Below are 23,354 nucleotides of genomic sequence, written 5' to 3'. Positions count from 1 at the left end.
CTTAAACTTAAGTTTTTGTGTGCAATTCCTAACTGCGTTAAAGCCATCGATCCGAGTTAAGAAACAAGGGTTTTTTGTTCGGATTTTGTAACTGCTGAATTAACTTCTAAGAGAGAACCTTCGGGGGATTCGATCGCAAATCCTGCATCTCGAATCATGTCCCAATCTTGATGGGCAGCTTGTCCGGGAGTTGTCAGATAATCGCCAACAAAGATAGAATTAGCCGGGTAGAGTCCGAGAGGTTGCAGCGATCGCAAATGCACTTCCCGTCCCCCAGCAATCCGAATTTCTTGGCTGGGAAGCAAAAATCGGAACATACAGAGAATTCGCAAACATTGGCGGGGATTTAACCTGTTCACCTCTGCAAATGGCGTTCCGGGAATCGGAATAAAAAAGTTGACCGGCACGCTAGTAACGCCCAACTTGCGAAGCGAAAGCGCTAAATCGATCGCATCATCATCCGATTCGCCCATCCCCAAAATTCCGCCGGAACAAGTTGTGATTCCCGCTGCTTTTACGTGTTCGACGGTTTCCACCCGATCGCCAAAAGTGTGAGTCGTGCAAATGTCCGCGTGATATGATTCGGAAGTATTGAGATTGTGATTTACGCGATCGACTCCTGCTTTAGCCAAACGGTGAGTTTGCTCCTCGCTCAACAATCCCAAACAAGCGCAGATTTTCAGGTTATAATTTGCCTTCACAGTCTCGACAGCATCCAAAACGCGATCGAAAGTAGATGCGTTAGGTTGGCGGCCCGAAATCACCAAACAAAACGTACCTGCTTTTAAATCTGCTGCGCGTTGGGCGGCATCCAGAATTTTATCCTTAGCTAAAAGCGGATATTTCTCAATTTCCGCAGTCGAAATTTTTGACTGAGAACAATAATGGCAATCTTCAGGACAAAGGCCGCTTTGAGCATTTAACAAATAGTGCAGCCTGACTCGGTTTCCCCAGTAGTGGCGGCGCACCCGATAAGCTGCGTTTAGTTGTTCCAGCAAAACCTCATCCGGCGCGCGCAATACGGCTAAAGATTGCTCGCGAGAGAGACATTTGCCCGCCAGCGCGTCGTCAGCCAAATCGTTCCAATTGGGTAAATTCATTACTAAAATTAAAGGGTTTACAGAGTATCCAAAACCTGACGAATCACCCGATAAATCGATTCTATTTCATCAGGAGAAATGCAGTAGGGAGGCATCAAGTAAAGCGTGTTTCCCAAGGGGCGGAGCAAAAACCCCGCTTCGAGAAATCTGGCTTTCAAAACAGAACCGATGTCATTAAAATAACCGGAAACGCTTTCGGTTTTCACATCCATTGCTGCGATAGTGCCGCAAGTCCGAATCCGTTCGAGTTTAGGATGATTTCTCAGCCATTGATTCAGGTATTTGCGGTGGAGTTTTTCCATCCCTTGATAAACATTTGGGTTTTGCTCCAAAAGCTCTAGGGATGCTACACCCACCGCACAAGCTAAAGGATTTCCGGTGTAAGAATGACTGTGAAAAAAAGCTTTGTCCGGTTCATCTCGCCAAAAAGCTTGATAAATATCCTCCGATGCCATTGTGACAGCAATTGGCAAACAGCCGCCAGACAATCCTTTAGACAAACACAGGATATCCGGTGAAGTTGCAGATTTAACCGAGGCAAACAGTTCGCCCGTGCGGCCAAAACCCGTCATTACTTCATCGTAAATCAACAATACATTAAACTGGCCCGCAAGTTGTGCGAGATCCTGCAAAAACTCAGGGCGGCACATTCGCATTCCCCCGGCACCTTGCACCAAAGGTTCGATAAAAATTCCCGCATAGCCGCCCTGCTTTAACAAAAACTCCAATTTCTCTAAACTCGCCGCCTCCTTGCTTTCCACCTCCTCATCGCCGTCAAAAGTCGCAGGAAAAGGAACAACATCCCCAGGAAACATTAAAGGTGCAAAAGATTCCCACCACAGCGAACTTCTGCCAGCCGACATCGCGCCCACAGTATCGCCGTGATAACCTCCCTCAAAACTAATAAAGCTAGTGCGGTTAGTTTCTCCGAGATTTTGCCAATATTGAAATGCCATTTTCAGAGCAACTTCAACAGCAGTCGATCCGTTATCAGAAAAGAAAATTCGCGTTAAAGAAGCAGGCGTATGAGTTAGCAATTTACTCGCAAGTTTCAGGGCAGGTTCGTGAGTAAATCCCGCAAAAATTACGTGTTCTAACTTTTGGGCTTGTTCGTAAAGAGCCTCAGCCAGAACCGGATGGCTGTGCCCGTGAACAGTCACCCACCAACTAGAAATGCAGTCAATAATTTGCCGCCCGTCTGCTAATTCCAGCACCGATCCTTTGCCGCGAATTACCTTCAGCGGCGGGGCCGCCGTTTTCATTTGCGTGAAGGGCTGCCAAATCGGTGAAAGTGAAGAATTATGTTCCTGATCCGCCGTCATTTTTACCCGTGCAACTAATATCAACTTGCATTTTAATATAGCAATGTTAACTCACTTGGCAACTCTTTATATTCTCTTCTCTTTTCTTCTCTTCCTTTGCGTCCTTAGCGTCTTCGCCGTTCGTTAAAAAAAAAATCTAGTTTGGTGCTGGGGGCGGCTGGGCTGCAACCTCTGCCGCCCTATCACGTATTCCCCGGCGACGGTCAAATTTGTCAGTTACAATTTTCGACCTTTGAGCAAATAAGTCGTCATAGATCCTTTGCCTTTAACATTAATTTTACCGCGCTTTTCCAACAAATACTTATCGCACAGCAACTCATAAGTGGAGTTACTAACTTGAATTTTGCCCGGAAGTCCCTGAGATTCCATGCGGCTTGCTGTATTCACAGCATCTCCCCACAAATCGTAAATAAACTTTTTAGTGCCGATGACACCTGCTACAACAGGCCCAGTATTGATGCCAATGCGGATATTGAGAGATTGACCGCATTCGTCGCGGAATTTCATAATTTCTTGCTGCATTTCCAGGGCCATTTCGGCAATAGATTCGGCGTGATTTGTACAGGGAAGTGGCAAACCGCCTGCTACCATATAATTGTCGCCTATCGTCTTAATTTTTTCTAAGCCGTATTGCTCGCTCAAGCGATCGAAAGCTGAAAATATTTTGTTAAGCAATTCGACTAATTCTTCAGGAGACGTGCGCGAAGATATTTCGGTAAAGCCCACAATATCAGCAAACAAAACCGTAACCTCTGCAAATCCGTCCGCAATATTTATCTGACCTTGTTTTAGGCGATCTGCAATCATTACTGGTAATATATTTAGTAATAAACGTTCCGATTTTTCTTGTTCGGCGCGCAATATTTCTTCAGCTTGTTTCCGCTGTGCGATTTCCTTGTATACTCGGTGAAACATTTGATTGAATGCGACCATGAGTTCTCCCAACTCGTCATCGCGCTTGACAGACAGAGAGTAGAAATCAGGTTGTTCTCGATCTTTGCTCAAAGCGTCTCCAGCAGCGATCAAGTCATCGCGCAATCTCAAGAGAGGTGAAATTACTGTAACTCCTAAAAAGAACATAGTTACAGAAGTTACAAAGGCTGATATAATGATGACTAGAACAGCAATCCGCCCGATAAATGCGTAGAGTTCCGGCTGAACGGTGGAAGCATCGTGGCGAACAATTAAGATGTAATCGCCTCCCAAATGTCGCTCCGTCCAAGCAATATCGTAGCGCTTGCCATCGAACTTGTGACTGTGAACTATACGAGATTTTTTTAGTTGCTCTAAACTGATTTCTGGGGGTTCGCCAAGTGTATATATTAGTTCACCGTTAGCTTGGTAAATAGATAGTCCTAGGACTACTTGAGAATCCTTAGTAATATTTTTTACTTCTTCTTGCAAGAAAGTGCGATCGGAAATATCTTGTTGGAGCAAAAACTCTAGGGAATCAACAGTTGTCCGAGATACCTGTTCCAGTTGGCTTAAAAGTTCATTTTCTCGCCGAAAATAAGAGGGAACTAAAATAATTCCCTCTATGACAAGAATGCTAGCAAATACCCACAAAGCTATTTGCCTAGACAAGCGAGATTGGAAAAATTTCAAGAATGATAAAATCCGCAAGGGCATAAAATTTACTATTTTGCAAATGGCTAATGTAGGACATAGGAAAAAAACCGGGTTTCTGGTAATCAAGTTTGGGTGTGTCAACGACGCAACCGCGCAGAAACCGGGTTCTCAAATCTCCTGTGTACTTTCTGTAATTGTCAGCAGTCAACAGCCAGCAGCTATTAACTGTTAGTTCTTGGCTGACGACTAACAACCAATGACTGATGACCCACCCAAAAACGGATACCAGCCCCCCACTTAACTCGTGGATATATAAAAATTTTAGATCAAAGTTCAAGATCCCAGATTCACCTGTGCAGTAAATCTAAAATCTAAAATCTAAAATCTAAAATCTAAAATTGACTGACTTCGGACTAACTAGCAGACCCCTTAATAATATAATAAACAAATTAAACCGAAACTGCGCTGACTAGCCTGCCTGCAAGCAGATAAGTATTCATATCGCCCTTGCCTTTGATGTGGATAATTCCTCTGTTTTCAAACAGATACTTATTTTGCAAGATATCGTAAGTTGATTGTGTGACTTGAATCGCGCCGGCAATCCCGTGGGATTCCATCCGGGCTGCTGTATTGACGGCATCGCCCCAGAGGTCGTAAATGAATTTTTTAGTGCCAATAACCCCGGCAATTGCAGGCCCGGTATTGATGCCGATGCGAATGTTAATTCCTGCATGATGTTTGGCATTAAATTTTGCTAATTCCTCCTGCATATCTAAAGCCATTTCCGCAATGCTTTCGGCGTGGTTGGTGCTGGGATTTGGTAAACCTCCCACTACCATGTAAGCATCTCCAATTGTTTTGATTTTTTCCAACCCATACTTTTCCGTTAAACCATCGAAGGCTGAAAAAATTTCGTTGAGGAACTTGAGCAATTCTTCGGGAGATATTTGTGATGAAAGCACGGTAAAGCCTACGATATCCGCAAACAAAATCGTGACTTCTGCGAAGCCGTCAGCAATACTGCTTTGACCGTCTTTTAGCTTAGCAGCAATGGATTCGGGTAAAATATTGAGCAGCAGGCGATCGCACTTTTCCTGTTCTTTTACCAATTCTACATTAGTTTCTTGCAATTGTGCCGTGCGTTCCCTGACGCGCTGTTCTAATTGTTTAGCATTTTGGCGCAACCTGCTGATAGATAAAGTTAATCCTGTCACCCCTAAGATTGAAAGTCCTACTAACAGTAAAAACAGGTTTTTCAGTTCGCTGCGAGTATTTTGAGTGATGGTGTCGAGAGGTTGAGTAATTTCTAATATTCCCCGCACATCTCCCACTTTCCAATCAGTTTTAGGACTGTATGGGTTAGTATTGTGACAGTCAACGCAGCTAGGGGTTAGAATATCCGCCTCGGCATATCGAAAGGCTGGTTTGCCGCGAAAATCCTCACGTCGAAAAAACTTTTGTGTCGGATTTTGCGTCAAATACCTAATAGCTTGCCGTTCAAATTCGTCTCTTGCTCCGCCTTCTGTTCGACGCCAGGGAAACGGGTAGTCGCTGTAGAGACGAAGTGATACTTCGGGATTTTTATTGGTAATTTGGTTTCCCAGTTCTATTAAGAAAGTGGCCGGTACGGGAACTGTTACTTTTGTCGGGTTGTAGTCGTGGGTAAAGTTAATCGCTTTAGTGGCGTTGAGAGGATTGACAACATCGGAACTGTAAAGGGTGCGGGCTTCTTTAACTGCTTGGGCATAGAGGGTGGCATTTTGGAGGGCTTGCGATTCAATTAGGGTGGAGGAAAGACGAGAGATATTTTCCATCGCTACTCCTACACCTACACAAAATAAAATTGTCACCGCAAGCAGAATTCGCTTATAAATTAATTGGCTGATGGCAGCCCGAATTCGAGAAATCAACTGGCGCATGGTATCCTCAAGTGTGAGGTTTAATCTTGATGGGAATTTATGCACTACTAACATAACACTGCTTTTTCAGAGTGTTTTGCTGGTGTCCGGGGTAAAGCAAGACTCTCTGAGTGCAACGGAGGGTCAATCGATTTTAGATTTTAGATTTTAGATTGTAGATTTTAGAATTGAAGCATTGACCCCACCGGTAAATTCGGGGAACAAGTTTCATCGGATACAGGTTTTTTATTTCTGGACGGATGAATCTGGGGGCTTGTATCGTGGATGCTTTCGGTTAATTATTGTTTACCGCGAGTGTTTGGCTTATCCGTAAAAATACGCATAACTCTATAGAGGTTTTGTGTTGAGTGAAGTACAGATGATCGGGTAAGGACAGGGCAGTGGCTTGTCTATACTTCACGCACTTTTGGCTCTATTTCAGTTAGGATAGCAATTGTAGTCTATAATTGGCGATCGTGAATTCTGACTCTACTGCCTCACCTGCGAACAACGAAATTTTTCCTGGAGAAGTTTTCGTCAATACTGCCAATTTTGATACCGGCATTCGGCGACTTTTACCTAAATATGACGAAATGCTGGATGTAATAGCAGGCTGCATTGGTAACACAAACCACCGCATTTTAGAACTCGGCTGCGGTACGGGGGAACTGAGTTTAAAAGTTCTCAAACTCTACCCGTCTGCGAAAATAGTGGCTGTCGATTACTCGCCGCGAATGCTTGATTTTGCCCGGGCCAAAATACAGTCGGCAGGATACGCAGCCCGGTGGACTGGCATAGAAATGGATTTTGGAGAATGGGCAAACAATCCAAATTTATCAGGCTTGGGCGATAAATTCAATGCTTGCATTTCATCTCTGGCAATTCACCATCTTGAGGATGAGATGAAGTTGAAATTGTTTGAACGCATTCGCGAAAGTTTAAATGCTGGTGGCTGTTTTTGGAATGCCGATCCTCTTTTAGCAGAATCAGCAGCAATGAAAGATATTTATCAAGCGGCGCGAGAAGATTGGGCGCTAAATCAGGGGGAAACATTAGCACAAATTCGCGCAAATGTGGGGAAGAGTGTCTCTTACGGATATTCTAATCCCGATCGCCTAGCTACACTTTCGGCACAGTTGGAAATGCTGGTAAAAGCTGGATTTGAGACTGTTGCAGTGCCTTGGAAATACTACGGTATGGCGGTGTTTGGGGGATTTGTTAATTGAGAACAGCAGTCTTGAAGGCAGAACTTCTATGTGTAGGGTGCGCGCATAAGCACCTTACTGGTTAAAGAAAGATTGCAGTTAGTATTTTATGTTACTAAGTTCTGGTTGAAAAAATATATAATACTGTCAGGATTTAGGAAACAAAATGACTGCAACTGCGATTCAAAGTATTGACTGGGATGCTTTTTCTTCGGAACTATCGGGAATCGAAATAATTAGCGATCGCGCGCAAGTTGTCAAGCTATCTCAAGATTACTATCATTTCAGTCCTATTTTGCAAGCTCTCTTAAGTGATAAAACAGGAGATTTAGTAGTTCGTCCCGCCAGCGAAGCCGAAGTTTTGCGGATTGCAGCAGCCTGCGTCAAATCCAAAATTCCGCTAACTGTCAGAGGTGCAGGAACGGGCAATTACGGGCAGTGCATTCCCCTCAACGGCGGCGTCATTTTAGATACCAGCAAAATGCACAATATCCGCTGGATAAAACCGGGTTTAGCTTGCGTAGAACCGGGGGTGAAAATGTCGGTTTTCGACAAACAAGCCAGAGAAATCGGTTGGGAATTGCGGATGGTTCCCTCAACCTACCGTACCGCAACGATTGGGGGATTTATCGGCGGGGGTAGCGGGGGAATTGGTTCGATAACTTACGGGCAATTGCGCGATCGGGGAAATCTTCATGCGGTTCGAGTCGTTACAATGGAAGACGAGCCCCGCGTCATCGAATTGCGGGGCGATGAAGTGCAAAAAGTCAATCACGCTTACGGCACAAATGCGATTATTACTGAGTTAGAAATTCCCCTCGCCCCTGCTTATGCTTGGGCGGAAATCATCGTCGCTTTTGACGATTTTATGACAGCGGCAAACTTCGGTCAAGCTTTGGGCGATGCTGACGGAATTATCAAAAAACTAATTTGTGTTTGTGCTTGGCCAATTCCTGCTTATTTTGCGGCTTTCCGCGATGAAATTCCTGAAGGTAAGCACTGTGCTTTGTTAATGGTAGCTGAGTCTTGTCTGGAACCGCTGCAAGATTTGGTGCGCGAATATGGCGGCACAATTTGCTATCAAAAAAACGCGCAAGCAGCGAGCAAAGGTGCAGCAATTGCTGAATTTACTTGGAATCATACAACTCTGCACGCTCGCAGCGCTGACCCGTCTCTGACTTATTTGCAGACGCTTTTTCCCCCAGATAAAGGTTTGAAATTGATTGAGGAACTGTACAATTATTATGGGGATGAGGTGATGATGCACTTGGAGTTTTTGCGGATGAATGGCAGGGCGATCGCGGCGGCTTTGCAAATAGTTCGCTACACTACGGAATCACGGCTTAATGAAATTATTCGCTATCACGAAGAGCAAGGCGTACTGATGGCTAATCCTCACACTTATATATTGGAAGATGGAGGGATGAAAAGTATTAATGTGGAACAGTTGCAGTTTAAAGAGTTGGTCGATCCTTACGGTTTGCTGAATCCGGGTAAAATGCGGGCGTGGTTGGAACGGGATTAAGGGCGATGGTTTTTAGATAAGACTTGGCGATTGAAATCGCTGCTAGACAAACGAAGTCCGCCTAAGCGCTGGCTTCGCTCACGCGGACTGAGAAATGAGCAAACAGCAGTTGTAAATTTAAGGGACGGGGGCGGTAATTTCTGCTGGTGCGATCGCCCCTGGTGTAGGTACTGCTTGCTTTTCCAGTAGTAGGCGCTGTTTGTTGCGAAATTCGGCGGCCGCATCGTTTAAATTTTGGCGCTGTTCGCTGTTAAATTCTTCCATGCTGCGGCCGCCTCCCAATTTGGATCGGTGAATTAAATCAAATATTCCGCTGCCGCTGCTGCGGCCGGAAAATGGGTCGGTATTGTCTTGAGTTTGAAAGTCTTGCAGCGGTTGGGCGTTATTTAAACCGCTGGCTTGAGCGAAGCTTGCTTGAGGGGAGAACAGAGCACAGGAGGCGATCGCGCTTGCAGCAATCCCCATCATTAATTTGCCGGATTTGGAAGTTTTGGTGTTCATAATTTATTAGTTGAATCTTCAAAAAAACAATTCTATTTAAACGATATTCTGACTTGCGACTAAATATTATATTACTTTGCTGGGGCTAAGGACAGGGCAATGCCCCTTGGTGTCAACTTAAGCTTTTAGTCAGCCAGTCCTATCGCTTACCCGGCAGTCTGCCAGGGAATGAATTCCACGGGGCTTATAGCGAAAGTCCTCTCAAAGAGGACTGAAGAACTCATTAGTCCTATGCAAGAGGACTTTGGCTTTGAGGCTATTGTTTCAACCCCTGACGGACTATCGGTTTTACCTGAAGTTGACACGACGAAAGGCACGGCGCCTTGTCCTAGAATTGACGGTGCAGGTGAAACGATCGCCCTAAGCAAACCTGCGTCGCAGCAGCGGTTGAATGCTAAGCAGCGCTACGACATCAAAGGCTAGCAATACTAACAGCGCTCCTCCAAAGGTAACATTACCCCAAGGAGCTTGCATCACCACACTTGCTAGCGACCAATCGCCGTGCAGGTACAAATAGCGGATGGGTTCGATCGCGTAACTCAGGGGATTTAGAGTCACGACAACTTGCAGCCAGTGAGGCATAAACGACAGTGGCGCGAGGGCTGTGCTGGCAAATAACAGCGGCAAGTTAGTAACAAAAATTACCGCTATTAATTCTACGTGACCGGGAAGGGCGAAGGCTAAACCCAGACTCAAGCCGGTGACGCCCAAAACTAGCAGCAGGACAATTAGGGCGATCGCCCCCAGTCCGGCAATTCCAGGCAATCCCGCGCCCAAAAACGCTCCCGCCGTAACGATTGCGCCGGTTTGGATGAAACTCAGCGTGACGATGAAAATAGCGGAAGCCAGGACGATCGAAAATCTGGAAGCCAGCGGCGCGACTAACAAGCGGTTGAGAAAGCCGAATTCGCGATCGAACATAATCGGCAAACCGGCATTCAGCGCCCCTGCAAAGGCTGTAAAAACGATTACACCGGCACCGAGAAATTGTCCGTAATTTTGGCTTTCGCCGAACAAGCCGGCGGGTGCATTTTGAAACAGAGCTCCGAACAAAACCAACCACATCAGCGGCTGAATAATGCCTGCAACTAGCGTCGAGGGGCGGCGCTGCAATTGAATAAACAGGCGCTTGGTTAAGGCGAGTGTTTCTTGGATGAAGTCGCCCAGCAGGGAAGTGGAAGTGTCAGCGGATGCCGTGGAGAGTGGCCGCTGCTGGTTGAGGTTGTTGGGGGATGTAACAGTACCGCTCATAATTGCTTGCGCTGATTTTGATTAAATCTGAGATATTGCACGAGTTGCAATCATCGCTTTAGGGCGGGCTAGAAGCCCAACCCCTACTCCCCACAAGAAGAAAATTGACTCTTTGTGGAACAGGCCGTCCAGCCTGTTAAGCGAGAATGCTGCTCTTGGGTGAGTTAAATCGAACTCTCTTTAGGGTAGCAAGTCTGGGGGTATTGGTGGTGTTGGACGGGCGATCGGGCTTACAACTGTTGGGGGTCAATCCCTTTTTCTCGCAGCAATTCTATTAAAGCTTGATAGCGCTGCTGTTCCTGTTGTCGCAGAGTGCGTTCTTCTTCTAGCTGTTGTTGAACGAGTTGTTTTTCTTGCTGTTCGCGATCGGCACGTTGGCTTTCCTGTTCTCGAAGTCGATCTAATTCTACGGAAGTGAGGAATCTGCGATCGTCTGGGCGATAAATTTCGAGGGTTTCTGGTGTCATTTGAAACCGTATGCCCAAGCGGGGGCTAACCCAACCGTTCATTTCTGGGATTTCTTCTAGGCGATCGCCCACTCGCTGAGATCCTGTAAATTCTAAGGTATCTGGGTCATAGATATAATATTCTTCTACTCCGTAGTTTTGATAGAAGAAGAGTTTTCTGAGCATTTCGGTGTTGTTATTTCCAGGGGATAATATTTCAAATACTACTTGAGGCGGAATATTATCTTCTTCCCATTGTTTGTAACAACCCCTGTCTCCTTTTGGTCTGCCAAAAACTGCTAGTATATCTGGTGCTTTGCGAATTTTGTTATTGCCTTCGACGGGATACCAGAGTAAGTCACCGGCAATAAATACGTCAGGGGAAGTAGCGAATAATATTTCTAGATTTTCTTTGATTGTGACAATCCAGCGGAATTGTTTGGTGTTGTCTGCCATTGGTTGACCGTCGCTGTCCGGGTAGATGATTTGTGGTGTTGTTTGTGGGGCGAGTTGTTGTACCATGCCGTTCACCTTTTGGCTGCAATAGTTTTAATTGTATCACGTAAAAGATATTGGGTTAAAATTTAGAAAAAGCTATTATTAACTATGCCAGATAAAAACTTGATTTACTAGGAGGATAAAGCTATGTCATCAAGGGCGATCGCCAATTTGGTCGAGATTATGGAATCTCTGCCAGAAACTCTTCAAGACAAAGTGGTTGAACATTTGCGAGAATATCTTGAAGACTTAAGGAATGAAGAGCAGTGGAATTTATCTTGTGAGAACACACAACAATCGCTGATTGTGGCTGCACAGCGCGCTAAACAGGAAATTCCCGAAGGAAAAGCACAGCCATTAGATATTGATATATCTTTAGAAATACCAACACTAGCCGACTATCCCAGTCGCCGAGAATTTATGCAATTGCCGTTAGAAGAGAGGCGAAATATTCTCGCAAAACAAGCTGAGGTAATGTTGCAACATTACCAGGAAGATAGAGAATGGCAAGAATTAGAAGCAGGAGATTTAATTGACTACTAACTCTCCTTCTCCTAAACGGGGAGATATTTGGTTGGCTAATTTTGACCCAACAGTTGGAGCAGAAATCAAAAAAATCCGTCCGGCTGTAGTGGTAAGTTCTGATAGTGTTGGTAAGTTACCACTGAAATTTGCTGCACCTATCACAGATTGGAAAAAATATTATGCTGGCAATATCTGGCACGTTAAGATTGAGCCAGATATTGCTAATGGTTTAACGAAAATTTCGGCAGTGGACGTGTTACAATTGCGGGGTATGGATGTACAAAGATTCATTCGTAAAATAGGACAACTTTCGACTACTGATATGGAGGAAATTGCCAGGGCGATCGCGGCGGTAGTAGAGTATCAGTAGTTAGTTATTAAGGGCGATCGTTTTTCAGAAAAGGAAGGGCGATCGCTGACTTACAGCTTAGCATTCCCAGGTTACGCAGTCAGAAGGCAGTTATGGTTTAGCAGCTTTAACCACATCCTCAACCATTTTAATCGCCTCTTTGATTGCAATTTTACCGCTTTCTACGGCGCTAATTAAATCCTGAGCGTCTTTCGGGCTAATTAAATCGAGCCTGACGGGTTCTTTCAACGAAACAATAAATTTAGTTTTATCGCTGTCTTCCAGCTTAGAGGCTCTTTCTTTGGCTTCAACATCTCTTAGCTGTTCTTTTAAGTTTTTAAGCATTTCTGCTTGTTTTCCCTGGTCAAAAGTGCCATCAAATAACATTCGTTTTACCCCTACAAGAGCAGCAGCACCTAAAGCTGCACCGCCAACAACTAATCCTACGGGAGGTGCAACGGCTATTAACCCAAATAATACAGATCCACCACCGAAAGCTGCCGCCGCCGCACCAGCACCGGCAGCCCCCACCACACCAATGCCAATATCTCCTAAAATCCCTAATTTATCATGTGGGTTTTTTTCCAGTTGCTCTATTGACTTCAGAATTTGCTCTTTGGTTGGCGTTTTATTTGCAGACATATTAGACCTCAATTTTTTTGCTAATTTAGGCAGTTAAGCAGTGATGACGTTGCGAAAAATTGTATTGAAAACGTCTATCAGTAGTTGAAAAAATGCTTTGGCAATCTCAATAATGTTTTGAGCAATTCCAATAATTCCATCAGACACCTCTTTGCCTCGATCGAGTCGGTGGCCGGCTATTGCACCAATTGGGATACCCAGCGCTGTTGCCAAAGGTTCTAATAACGGGCCGACAAATGGTATCGAACTTGCCAAAATTCTTACAGCGACACCAACAGCAACCCCTATCGCTAAATGGGGATGCGCTTTGACAAATTCTATGATTTTAATCAGGAGAATTTTGCCGATAAATAAAACTTTGTTAGCAGCTTTTTTCGTGTATGTGGCAAGTTCATGCAGCCGCATCGAGACTTCATGCGGCAAGCCGATATCATTTAACCACACATACAAGTCGCTGCTACTCATTGCATCAGCATCGACTTGCCAGAGAGCCATTTTTAAATTAGCTTGCGGTAGGGATAATGCACTAGACATGATTTCTTTCCTATGGTAACTTAGAAAATATTTACGAACATTTCACGAGGCGAAAACCCCCTAGACATTGCTCACAGATATAGCAACATTGCGAGCAACTTCTTTAACCGCTGGAGTAGCGGATGCAGCCACATTTTGAGCAATTTTTTTAACCGTTAGGGATGGACGGTGCTATCTAGCATAGTTGCGCCCGTCAGATTTACATTGTTAAAATCTTTTAGGTTGCCTAAGATGGTTTTAAAGCCCCTGATTAAATTTTAATTTAATTTTTATGTATTGGAAAGTAGGAGAATGTCACAATTTGCCCGGAGTTAATAAAATTAGCTAGCCGTTAAAAGTCATATTTTGTCCTTCTTAGCCATAAAACGTCAGAAAAAGTCTGATACAATAGATAAAACCTCCTACATTTACCCAATAAATGGATGTTCAAGAACTCTTAAGGTTGGCCGATGGCTTGGTGTTCGCTAAGACGGGCAAACGATTGGACGATCTGCAACAGGCAGTAGTACGGGGAACGTGGCAAGGTAAAAGATACTCCGAAATTTCTAAAGAGGTTCATTGTACTGAACGCCATGTCAGAAATATTGCCTCAAAGTTATGGCAAACTCTTTCAGAAATATTAGATGAAGATGTAATGAAATCAAATTTGCGCTCCACGATGGAGAGGTATGAATTTTCTAAAGTTTCAAATTTTGGTGATTTTAATTTTGTACAAAACAAAGGTAACATCAACGTTTGCACAGAAACCTCACGCCCTCCAAAAGCTCCACAACACTCACCCCCTGCACAAACCTCAAATGAAGACAACACCCAAGAGAAACTGCGACTCGATCTAAGAGATGCACCGGAGATCAGAACATTCTACGATCGCCCCAACTCATCCCTCACCGCCCTCGAAAATGCGATCGCCCGCCAAAACTGCCGCCTCCTCACCATCACAGGCATGGCAGGCACCGGCAAAAGCGCGATCGCCCGTCACCTCATCCCCCAAATTCAAACTCAATTCGATCGCATCATCTGGCGCAGTCTCCGCACCTCCCCACCCCTAGAAACAACCCTCAAAACCCTGATTCAATTTCTCTCAAATCAACCAGAAATTAACATACCCGCCAACACCGATTTTCAGTTATCAATCCTCATAGAAACATTGCGCGAAAATCGCTGTCTCATCATCCTCGATGACGTGCAGCAAATTCTCAGCAGCGGGCAACTTGCAGGAAATTATAAACCCGGATATGAAAACTACGGAACCCTATTTAAACTCATCGGCGAAATTCCCCATAATAGCTGCTTAATTCTCAATAGTTGGGAACCACCCTCAGACATCATCACATTCACCGACGATAATTCAGCAGTACGTTTATTACAGTTAACTGGTTTAGGTGAAGCAGCAACAGAAATTCTTAGAGAAAAAGGTTTGTTGGATGAAGAATACTGGCCAGACTTGATTAATTTTTATCAAGGTAATCCCCTCTGGTTAAAATTAGTCGCTCAAACCATTAACAACTTATTTGGCGGTAGAGTATCTCAATATTTAAGCTATAAACCAGTATTTTTAAGCGATGAATTGACACCCATATTGCAGCAGCACTATCAGCGGTTGTCGGAAATAGAAAAACAGGCGATTTCGCAACTTAGTAATGAAATAGAACCTGTTTTGTTTACTCAATTTATGTCAAAATGTCAAGGTTCGCAGGGCGAATTATTTAAAGCAATTCAATCTTTAGACAGACGGGGAATGATCGAAAAATTGAGCGGTGAAACAGAAACCGTTTTCACGATTCCACCTGTGTTAAAACAGTATGTTAAACTGGTTGCAGAATAGTCTTAAATATCTAGCTAAATGAGAGAAAACCATGACCGCAACTCCTACCCAACCTAAGCAGATGCTCAGTTTCGAGCAATTTGTCAAGCAACTTCCCGACGAAGAAGGCCGCTATGAACTTGTCAATGGAGAAATTGTGAGAATATTACCAATCAGACTGCACGAAACCCTCGCTGAATTTCTTTCAGACGCTTTCAAAGACGAGGTAAAAAGACTCAATCTCAACTACTGGGTATCTGGCAGAATTGTGGTGAGGACGTTAACTCCAAATGGTAAAGAACAAGGCCGAAATCCTGATGTGAGTGTAGTAGATAAAACGGTCTGGGACTCAGCTCCTTTCGCTTACTCAGCACTAACTGAACCGCTGCAATTAGTTGTAGAAGTTGTATCAACAAATTGGGAAGATGATTATATCGACAAGCTGGATGAATATCAGCGGCTGGGAATTTCTGAATATTGGATTGTCGATTATTTAGCTTTGGGAAGCAGAAACTATTTGGGCAACCCGAAAGAACCGACTGTTTTTGTTTACCTGCTCGATGAAATTGGGGTTTATCAAATGACTGCTTACCGAGGGACTGAGCGAATTATATCCCGAACTTTCCCAGAATTAGCACTGACAGCAGAGCAAGTATTGGATGTATGATCTCAAATATGCCGAAAAGATCAGGATACAGCATTGCTCATTGGTTTCAACTTAAACCGAAAGACCGCCAGGGAATTAATTCCCTGGCTAATAGCTAAAGTCCTCTAAAGAGGACTAATGAGTAATGATTTCTTCAGTCCTCTTCAGAGGACTTTAGCTTTGAGGCAGGGAATTAATTCCCTGCCGGACTTCGGGAAAGAGCGTTAAGCTGACATCAATGAGCAATACTGTGTCCCTAGAAATAATATCAAATTGGATTAAATAACCATAGCCGCAGCATAGTTAATCCTCAAGATTGTTTTTGGGCTAACAAGCGCGATCGCACAACGCTGAGATCGGGTTGAATACCCAACAAACGCTGACGGACGGAATCTGCTAATTGCTCGCGATAATTGAGATAAGTTTCCACTGCTTCTTGGTGTCGGAGATAATAGCCTATCGCACTATAGACATCAGACAATGACACAGTTGAATAACGCTGCACAATTGATTCTGGCGACGCACCATCCTGAAAAGCTCGAATCACCAATTCCAGTAAAACTCTTGAGTTTCCTACCCGAATAGCACCTGTTGCATCTTCTCGGAAAGGAGGCGCTTCAACTTCCAAAACAAGATTCATCTATTAATATCCCCCAAAATCACTATAGTATTTTTTCGATTCACTCTTAAGATTATAGCTAACTTATCTCGCTTGTCTGCGAAGGCAGACTTCGTGTGTGCAGATGCGATTGAAACCGCCGGAATACTGGTTTATGAACAGGCTTTCCGGCCTGTTCCACAAGAAAATTCACTCTTTGTGGAACAGGCCGGAAAGCCTGTTTCTGACGAACTTTTCCCTTCCCTCAAACTACGATCGCATCGCCTGTTTTTGCTCGGCCTTCAAATCGCGGTTGCTAGCAGCAGCCAACTCCGCATCCAACAGCGTCTTACCAGTCGCAGCCAAATACACATCATCCAAACTCGGCCGAGATTGAGCAATCCCAAAAGTAGGAAGTCCCGCATCTTTTAAAGCTTGCTGAATAGTCACCAGCGCATCGCTTTGCGGTGTTACTACTAAATTGAGAGAATTTCCTTGAGCCGTATTGACAATTACTTCTTGCACAAAAGGCAAAGATTGCATCAGAGTTTTAGCTTTTTCGGCTTCTTCCATCGGCGAAAACTCCCGAATCCGCAGAGTCACCCGATCGCCCCCAACCCGATTTTTCAACTCTTCTGGCGTGCCCTGTGCAATCACCGTACCCTTGTCAATAATCGCCACGCGATCGGCCAAAGCGTCAACTTCTTCGAGATAGTGACTCGTAATCAAAACCGTCGTACCTTCCTCCCGCAACCGGCGCAGGAAATCCCACACCACCACCCGGCTTTCAATATCGAGCCCGACAGTCGGTTCGTCTAACACCAAAACATCCGGCTGGTGAAGCAACCCAGCAGCTAAGTCGAGACGTTTGCGGATACCGCCGGAATAAGTGCCCGTCTTTTTATTTTCCCACTCCTCCAAACCGAGGAGTTCCACCATTTTGTCAATCCGCCCTTTAATCGTATTGCGCGGCAAATGGTAAAGCGCTGCTTGCAGTTGCAGGAGTTCCCGGCCCGTCAGCACCTTATCGAGAGCCACTTCTTGGGCGACGTAGCCGAGTTTTTGTCTGGCAATTCTCGGCTGACTGACAGCAGAAATACCAGACACTTCAATGCGTCCGCTGTCTGGCGATGTTAAAGTACAAAGTACCCGCAGGGTTGTGGTTTTGCCTGCACCGTTGGGGCCTAGCAAACCAAATATTTCCCCCGGTTCTACCTTGAAGGAAACATCTTTAACGGCTTCTACATTGCCGTAGCGTTTCTGAAGATTTTCAATTAAAACGGCGGGAGCCATATATTTTTGGGATGAACTGGTTGTTAATATTTTGACACTTCCGGGCTCAAATTGCCGGAATGGTCGATCGACCAATGCGACTCGCTGTGCTTGTAACGATAGCACAATCGTCCTCAACTGGAAACTGCTGATAGTTGAGATTTTAGATCCCCGTTTAACAAATATCAACTTTACAGCGGTTCCCAACCCCTAGCGCATCAATCTTTCCCAATTTCTCATCTCACATCTCCCATCCAAAAAATTATGAGTTTTGAGTTTATTATAACTTCTCAGTTAACAACTCAAAACTCATAATTTTTCAACAAGTAGAGATGCACCCAAAACCTATTTTTTTATAATTATCTCTACCTATAGACTGATGTTTAGCGCGCTTTTGATAATTAACACCGTTGTCAAACACATTTAACTTTCGAGCCCAGTATTAAATACCGAAAAACTTCCCGATGTGGCAAGTTCTACTTTTAGCTCCCCTCCACAAAGTTGGCTGCGGCGTCTTTAATCGACAATTTTTACCCAACCGCGGCGCACGTTGTACAGCAGTCGGTTGATGATGGCATATTCATCATCATTCAGTGTTCTTTCTAAGAGGGCAGATCTGAGCTGTCTCCGGTCGTGGCGAGTCACGACACTGGAAAACATGACCTGACCAAATAACTCTTCGAGTGTCATTTGGGATACTGACATGATAAACCTCCTAGTTGATTGAGGCAGATAAAATTTTTATAGCCTAATTGTAATCCTATTATGCTCTCTGCGAGCGACGATTTAGGCGATCGAACACATTGACACGGTGTGATTTTTTGGCTAAAAATCTGTGACAGAGACTTTGATACCCAATGACTTGGATCTCTTAAATTTGTGATGCTTGTCACTAAAGCCAGAAGGAAGAAGTCAGAAGTCAGAGGGAAAAAGACCATCAAGCCCGATCGCCCTCAAAAACTCTCCATCTCGTCCTCATGGCTTCTCAACCTTATTTTCCCCTATGCCAATTTTCCAGCTAATTGAGGCATCGGTCAATAGTCGCCACAACCGACTCTGCCAACTCTTTGAGCGCGTAACCCCCCTCCAAACCAAAGGCGATGCGGCGGGTGATTTGCAAGCAGTATCCGGTAAAAGTACCGAAATCTGACGGCATCAGAGTCATGCTTGCCAGCGGATCGGACGCAGTAGCGTCATAACCAGCGCTGACAATCAACAAATCCGGTTCAAATTTGGACAAAAAAGGCACGACAAGAGATTCAAAGGCGCTCAGGTATTCAGCTATGCCACCGCCCGGATAGAGGGGAATGTTCAGCACGTTGTCGTAGGCACCCCGCTCCTCGGCATCTCCCGTTCCCGGATAGCACGGAGATTGATGCAGAGAACAGTAGGCAATTTGCCGACAGCTTTCCACCAAAGATTGAGTGCCGTTCCCGTGGTGCACGTCCCAGTCGAGGACGGCGACGCGGTTGATTCCCGGCTGTTCCAGGGCGTAGTGAGCGGCGATGGCAGCATTGGAAAACAAGCAAAAACCCATCGCGCGGGCGTTTTCGGCGTGGTGTCCCGGCGGCCTTGCCAGCACAAAAGCCGGTTGCCCCGCAACCACCGCTCGATCGACCCCATCGAGCCAAGCACTCGCCGCTAGCAGCGCTACGTCGTAACTTTCAGCAGAAATCGGCGTATCACCGTCGAGGTAGCCACCTCCCCGATGAGCCAAATGTTCGACTTCTTTGATGTATCTTTGCGAGTGAACTTTTTTGATAGCCGAGAACAATTGTTGTTCGCGCTGCGCCACAGGGGTGGGCAGTTGCCACTCAATTTTAGTCGCCCACGGAGCAGCTTTCAGAGCGTTGACGATCGCCGTTAAACGTTCTGGTCGCTCTGGGTGAAGCATTCCAGTCTTGTGCAGCAAGAAATCGTCGGAGTAGATGACAGGTAGCATCGGCTGATTTTAGATTTTAGATTTTAGATTTTAGATTTTTAGTTAGCTTTAAGAAGGCCTTCGGTTTTGTCAAATTCAAATTGCGATCGGGCAACCCTTTTATTTTTTTCGATTGCCTTCACTAAAAATCACCAAAGCATAAAAGCCTTCCCCTAAAAAACCCTTTCTAGCTTTTGCCAATTGATGACTAAATCACCAACGGCGAACTTACGAATTTACATTGTTTCGTCCCTTAATTTTTCTAGCAACTTTCCCATAAAGTCCAAGGCAAATTGTGATATAATTTCAGGAGTAATTTGCAATATTTGGCAGCTCTACTGAATCCAAACCGATTTTATCGCATTTTTGAGATTTATAGCCGTCAAATTTAAATTTTTAACGGAGTTTTTCAACCTATGAGCACCTCTGAGTCGCGGATAATCCCGACGGATCTGGGTAATGAGATGTCCCGATCGTACTTGGAATACGCCATGAGCGTAATAGTCGGTCGGGCGCTACCAGATGCCAGGGACGGTCTCAAGCCCGTTCACCGACGCATTCTCTACGCCATGAACGAATTGGGCTTGGCTCCCGATCGACCTTTCCGCAAATGCGCCCGCGTCGTGGGGGAGGTGCTGGGCAAGTATCACCCGCACGGAGATACAGCGGTTTACGACGCCCTGGTGCGGATGGCTCAGGATTTCTCCATGCGGGAACGCCTGATCAACGGCCACGGCAACTTCGGCTCCGTTGACAACGACCCACCCGCTGCCATGCGTTACACCGAATGTCGGCTCACAGCTCTCACTAGCGACTCCATGCTGCGCGACATCGACTCGGAAACAGTTGATTTCGGCGACAACTTCGACGGTTCCCAGCAAGAACCCCTCGTACTCCCGGCACGCATCCCCCAAATTTTGCTCAACGGTTCCTCCGGGATTGCTGTAGGGATGGCCACCAACATTCCGCCACACAACTTAGGCGAAATAATTGACGGTTTAGTAGCGCTAATCCACAATCCAGCAATTACTGACCTGGAATTGATGCAGTACATCCCCGGCCCGGACTTTCCCACCGGAGGGCAAATTCTCGGCAGAAGCGGCATTCGCGATGCTTACACCACCGGGCGCGGTTCGATTACAATGCGCGGAGTCGCCAGCATTGAAACCATCGAACATCCCGGCCGCCCCGACAAAGAAGCAATTATTATCACCGAATTGCCTTACCAAACAAACAAGGCAGGGCTAATTGAGAAAATTGCCGAACTTGTCAACGACAAAAGATTAGATGGAATTTCCGACATTCGCGACGAAAGCGATAGAGACGGAATGCGGATCGTGATCGAACTCAAGCGCGACGCCTATCCCCGCGTCGTCCTCAACAACCTCTACAAACAAACACCCCTCCAAGCAAACTTTGGAGCCAATATGTTAGCGCTAGTAAACGGGGAACCCCAACTACTTACGCTCTCCCAATTCCTCAATGTCTTCCTAGATTTCCGCATTGAGACAATTACTCGCCGGACTCAATTTGAACTCCGCAAAGCAGAAGAACGCGACCACCTTCTGCAAGGCTTATTAATTGCCTTAGAAAACTTAGATGCAATTATTCACCTAATTCGCGCTGCTGCCGACTCCGCAGCAGCCAAACAGGAATTGATGGATAATTACGGTCTTTCCGAACAGCAATCGGACGCAATTCTGCAAATGCAGCTCCGGCGTTTGACAGCATTGGAAGCGCAAAAAATTCAGCAAGAACACGAAGAACTGCGAGCTAAAATCGAAGATTTGGAAGATATCTTAGCGCGCCGGGAACGCATCTTAGAAATCGCCGAATTTGAAGCAGTCGAAATCCAAACCAAAATCGCCACTCCTAGACGCAGCGTCATCGAACACGCCGAAGGAGAAATCGATGAAAGAGATTTAATTGCCAACGAACAAGCAATTATTCTGATTACAGAGCAAGGCTACATCAAGCGGATGCCGGTCAGCACTTTCGAGGCCCAAAGTCGCGCTACTCGCGGCAAAGCAGGCGCGAAAATGAAAGAAGACGATGGAGTAGAACATTTCCTTTCCTGCTGCGATCACGACAGCGTTTTGTTCTTCAGTGACAGGGGCGTAGTTTACTCTCTCAAAGCTTATCAAATCCCCGTCTGTTCCCGGACGGCACGCGGCACTCCCGTGGTACAACTGCTGCCGATTCCTATAGAAGAAAAAATCACTTCTATGGTGTCTGTCACAGAATTTACCAGCGAAGAATACTTGGTCATGCTGACTCGCAGCGGCTACATCAAGAAAACCGCACTTTCCGCATTTGGCAACATCCGCACTAATGGATTAATCGCCATTTCTCTGGAAGAAGGCGACCAACTGCGCTGGGTGCGGAGAGCAAAAGTGGGTGACAGCATCATCATCGGTACGCGCCAAGGCATGGCAATTCATTTCCGCACCAATCACGAACAGTTGCGCCCAGTCGGCCGCGCGACGCGGGGTGTAAAATCAATGAAATTGCGATCGGGCGATGAGTTGATTAGCATGGACATTTTGCCCAGTTCAATAGTTGCCGAAATTGCTGAATTGGAAACTGAAGACTCCGAATTTGAGGGAGCTAATATTGCTCAATTAGAAACGGAAGAAGGGGAATTTGAAGGGGCAGAAAGTGCTGAATTGGAAACGGAAGATGAAGAATTAGAATTGCAAGCAGAGGAAATTGAAGGCGAAGAGGTCGAAGAAATTTCGACAGTTAGCAGCGAAGTTCCTTCGGTGTTGGTAATCACCACCAACGGCTATGGCAAGCGGGTTCCTGTTTCTCAATTCCGCCTACAAAGACGGGCTGGCAAGGGATTGACGGCTACTAAATTCAAGTCGAAAAAGGGAAAGGATCGGGTAGCTGCCCTGCGAATTGTCAACGAAGATGACGAATTGATGATCGTTACCAACCGAGGTATTATTATCCGTCAGGCTGTGAGTGCAATTTCTACTCAATCGCGCACAGCAACGGGTGTGCGGGTGCAGCGGTTAGATGAGGATGATTCGATCGTAGCTGTGGCTTTAGTGCCGCCTGCTGGTGAAGAATCGGCCGAAGAATCGGAATCTGAGGAAGTGGCAGAATAGTCATAGGTTAATAGTTTGTAAGGTGCGCGCTGCGTACCTTACTGCTGAATGGTAAAAATGCGATCGCCCCTACTCAGAAGTTTTCCCTCAAAAGTCAAAGATTTTTTCCGGTGAGGTTGACGCACAGTCCTGGGGGGAGACCAAGAAGTCTACGAGATAGACTGTATAAGGGTTGCAGCCCGCATACCTTGTTGGTACAGTCATTTCAAATAAGTATGAGACACTCTTTGTGCACAATAAGCACGAATAATTTCATCAAGAGATGTGCCAGGAGACGCATACATTTTAGCTCTCTTTAATGCACTAAAATCATGCTCAATATCATTTAAGTCAGGAGAGTATTTTGGTAAAAATATTATCTGATGACCCGCCTCTTCAACCAATAGTCTAATGACCGTCTTACGATGAATGGGTGCATTCTCCATAATTAATATAGATGGACTTGTTAAATCGGGTAACAAATATAAAGATAACCATCCTTCAAATCCTTCTGCATTCAAACTATCCATAAAGAGCATTGGTGCAATGCCAGTCCTTCTTTCCTTTTCTTCTTGCTGCTAAGCTGATACGCAGCTAGATTGTATAATATAAATATAAGATAAGCGATAATTAGTTATAATGTATGCCAGCCAAAA

At 45.4% G+C, this 23,354-nt stretch carries 20 protein-coding genes and 2 pseudogenes; 8 read left to right on the top strand and 14 right to left on the bottom strand.

Translation table 11 applies throughout. From position 1 onward, the window contains the following. Positions 1–56: 56 nt before the first annotated feature. The 4 genes and pseudogenes from bioB to QUA50_RS21845 form a co-directional block, all read right to left on the bottom strand. Entirely contained in the window at positions 57–1,100 is a 1,044-nt protein-coding gene (bioB, locus tag QUA50_RS21860; protein WP_333266839.1) for a biotin synthase BioB, read from the bottom strand. 17 nt (positions 1,101–1,117) lie between these two features. Next, complete coding sequence (gene bioA / locus QUA50_RS21855) at positions 1,118–2,446, bottom strand: adenosylmethionine--8-amino-7-oxononanoate transaminase (protein ID WP_333266837.1); 1,329 nt, start codon at positions 2,444–2,446, stop codon at positions 1,118–1,120. 192 nt (positions 2,447–2,638) lie between these two features. Beyond that, entirely contained in the window at positions 2,639–4,051 is a 1,413-nt protein-coding gene (locus QUA50_RS21850; protein ID WP_333266836.1) for an adenylate/guanylate cyclase domain-containing protein, read from the bottom strand. A gap of 389 nt (positions 4,052–4,440) precedes the next feature. Beyond that, a pseudogene (locus tag QUA50_RS21845) lies at positions 4,441–5,760 on the bottom strand (adenylate/guanylate cyclase domain-containing protein); the annotation flags it as partial. A gap of 605 nt (positions 5,761–6,365) precedes the next feature. Here QUA50_RS21845 and QUA50_RS21840 point away from each other — a divergent pair. Continuing rightward, the gene (locus QUA50_RS21840; RefSeq protein WP_333266835.1) at positions 6,366–7,115 is read left to right on the top strand and encodes a class I SAM-dependent methyltransferase; all 750 of its coding nucleotides are present in this window, start codon (positions 6,366–6,368) and stop codon (positions 7,113–7,115) included. 145 nt (positions 7,116–7,260) lie between these two features. Then, positions 7,261–8,619, top strand: a complete 1,359-nt coding sequence (locus tag QUA50_RS21835; protein WP_333266834.1) for an FAD-binding oxidoreductase — start codon at positions 7,261–7,263, stop codon at positions 8,617–8,619. Between the two features lie 117 nt (positions 8,620–8,736). On the opposite strand, the gene QUA50_RS21830 is transcribed toward QUA50_RS21835, so the two are convergent. Continuing rightward, the gene (locus tag QUA50_RS21830) at positions 8,737–9,120 is read right to left on the bottom strand and encodes a hypothetical protein (protein ID WP_333266833.1); all 384 of its coding nucleotides are present in this window, start codon (positions 9,118–9,120) and stop codon (positions 8,737–8,739) included. A 231-nt stretch (positions 9,121–9,351) separates the two neighbouring features. Here QUA50_RS21830 and QUA50_RS21825 point away from each other — a divergent pair, with 231 nt between their 5' ends. Continuing rightward, a complete protein-coding gene (locus tag QUA50_RS21825) occupies positions 9,352–9,543 on the top strand; it encodes a hypothetical protein (protein ID WP_333266831.1) in 192 nt (63 codons plus the stop codon). Here the strand turns inward: QUA50_RS21825 and QUA50_RS21820 are convergent. Both QUA50_RS21820 and QUA50_RS21815 read right to left on the bottom strand, forming a co-directional pair. Beyond that, positions 9,481–10,371: an ABC transporter permease gene (locus QUA50_RS21820; protein ID WP_333266829.1), complete on the bottom strand. Its 891-nt coding sequence runs from the start codon at positions 10,369–10,371 to the stop codon at positions 9,481–9,483. The two genes, QUA50_RS21825 and QUA50_RS21820, sit on opposite strands and share 63 nt — an antisense overlap. Before the next feature lie 230 nt (positions 10,372–10,601). After that, complete coding sequence (locus QUA50_RS21815; RefSeq protein WP_333266827.1) at positions 10,602–11,339, bottom strand: Uma2 family endonuclease; 738 nt, start codon at positions 11,337–11,339, stop codon at positions 10,602–10,604. A gap of 123 nt (positions 11,340–11,462) precedes the next feature. Here QUA50_RS21815 and QUA50_RS21810 point away from each other — a divergent pair, with 123 nt between their 5' ends. Then, positions 11,463–11,858 (top strand): hypothetical protein, encoded by a 396-nt coding sequence (locus QUA50_RS21810; RefSeq protein WP_333266824.1) that lies wholly within the window; start codon positions 11,463–11,465, stop codon positions 11,856–11,858. Then, a complete protein-coding gene (locus QUA50_RS21805) occupies positions 11,848–12,210 on the top strand; it encodes a type II toxin-antitoxin system PemK/MazF family toxin (protein WP_333266823.1) in 363 nt (120 codons plus the stop codon). The genes QUA50_RS21810 and QUA50_RS21805 overlap by 11 nt, the downstream gene beginning before the upstream one ends. A gap of 90 nt (positions 12,211–12,300) precedes the next feature. Here the strand turns inward: QUA50_RS21805 and QUA50_RS21800 are convergent, their stop codons facing one another. Together QUA50_RS21800 and QUA50_RS21795 are read right to left on the bottom strand one after the other, a co-directional pair. Further along, the gene (locus tag QUA50_RS21800) at positions 12,301–12,831 is read right to left on the bottom strand and encodes a hypothetical protein (RefSeq protein WP_333054427.1); all 531 of its coding nucleotides are present in this window, start codon (positions 12,829–12,831) and stop codon (positions 12,301–12,303) included. A gap of 33 nt (positions 12,832–12,864) precedes the next feature. Further along, the gene (locus QUA50_RS21795) at positions 12,865–13,365 is read right to left on the bottom strand and encodes a hypothetical protein (protein WP_333266821.1); all 501 of its coding nucleotides are present in this window, start codon (positions 13,363–13,365) and stop codon (positions 12,865–12,867) included. Positions 13,366–13,783: 418 nt separating this feature from the next. Here QUA50_RS21795 and QUA50_RS21790 point away from each other — a divergent pair, with 418 nt between their 5' ends. Together QUA50_RS21790 and QUA50_RS21785 are read left to right on the top strand one after the other, a co-directional pair. Continuing rightward, positions 13,784–15,190, top strand: coding sequence for an NB-ARC domain-containing protein (locus QUA50_RS21790; RefSeq protein ID WP_333266820.1), 1,407 nt, complete (start codon positions 13,784–13,786; stop codon positions 15,188–15,190). Between the two features lie 31 nt (positions 15,191–15,221). After that, positions 15,222–15,836: a Uma2 family endonuclease gene (locus tag QUA50_RS21785; RefSeq protein ID WP_333266818.1), complete on the top strand. Its 615-nt coding sequence runs from the start codon at positions 15,222–15,224 to the stop codon at positions 15,834–15,836. A gap of 289 nt (positions 15,837–16,125) precedes the next feature. Here QUA50_RS21785 and QUA50_RS21780 read toward each other — a convergent pair whose 3' ends face one another. From QUA50_RS21780 to QUA50_RS21765, 4 genes are all read right to left on the bottom strand, one after another. Next, positions 16,126–16,455 (bottom strand): DUF433 domain-containing protein, encoded by a 330-nt coding sequence (locus QUA50_RS21780; protein ID WP_333266817.1) that lies wholly within the window; start codon positions 16,453–16,455, stop codon positions 16,126–16,128. Positions 16,456–16,683: 228 nt separating this feature from the next. Then, positions 16,684–17,706, bottom strand: a complete 1,023-nt coding sequence (locus QUA50_RS21775; protein WP_333266872.1) for an ABC transporter ATP-binding protein — start codon at positions 17,704–17,706, stop codon at positions 16,684–16,686. A 495-nt stretch (positions 17,707–18,201) separates the two neighbouring features. Then, positions 18,202–18,390: a hypothetical protein gene (locus QUA50_RS21770; protein ID WP_242716917.1), complete on the bottom strand. Its 189-nt coding sequence runs from the start codon at positions 18,388–18,390 to the stop codon at positions 18,202–18,204. Between the two features lie 313 nt (positions 18,391–18,703). Further along, positions 18,704–19,627: a histone deacetylase gene (locus QUA50_RS21765; protein WP_333266815.1), complete on the bottom strand. Its 924-nt coding sequence runs from the start codon at positions 19,625–19,627 to the stop codon at positions 18,704–18,706. A 395-nt stretch (positions 19,628–20,022) separates the two neighbouring features. Here QUA50_RS21765 and gyrA point away from each other — a divergent pair, with 395 nt between their 5' ends. Then, entirely contained in the window at positions 20,023–22,719 is a 2,697-nt protein-coding gene (gene gyrA, locus QUA50_RS21760) for a DNA gyrase subunit A (protein ID WP_333266813.1), read from the top strand. A gap of 200 nt (positions 22,720–22,919) precedes the next feature. Here gyrA and QUA50_RS21755 read toward each other — a convergent pair. Further along, positions 22,920–23,280, bottom strand: a pseudogene (locus QUA50_RS21755) (transposase); the annotation flags it as partial. Positions 23,281–23,354: the final 74 nt, after the last annotated feature.

The sequence above is a fragment of the Microcoleus sp. M2_D5 genome, assembly GCF_036701935.1.
GTDB lineage: Bacteria > Cyanobacteriota > Cyanobacteriia > Cyanobacteriales > Microcoleaceae > Microcoleus.
This window is presented reverse-complemented; position numbering and strand designations above follow the sequence as displayed.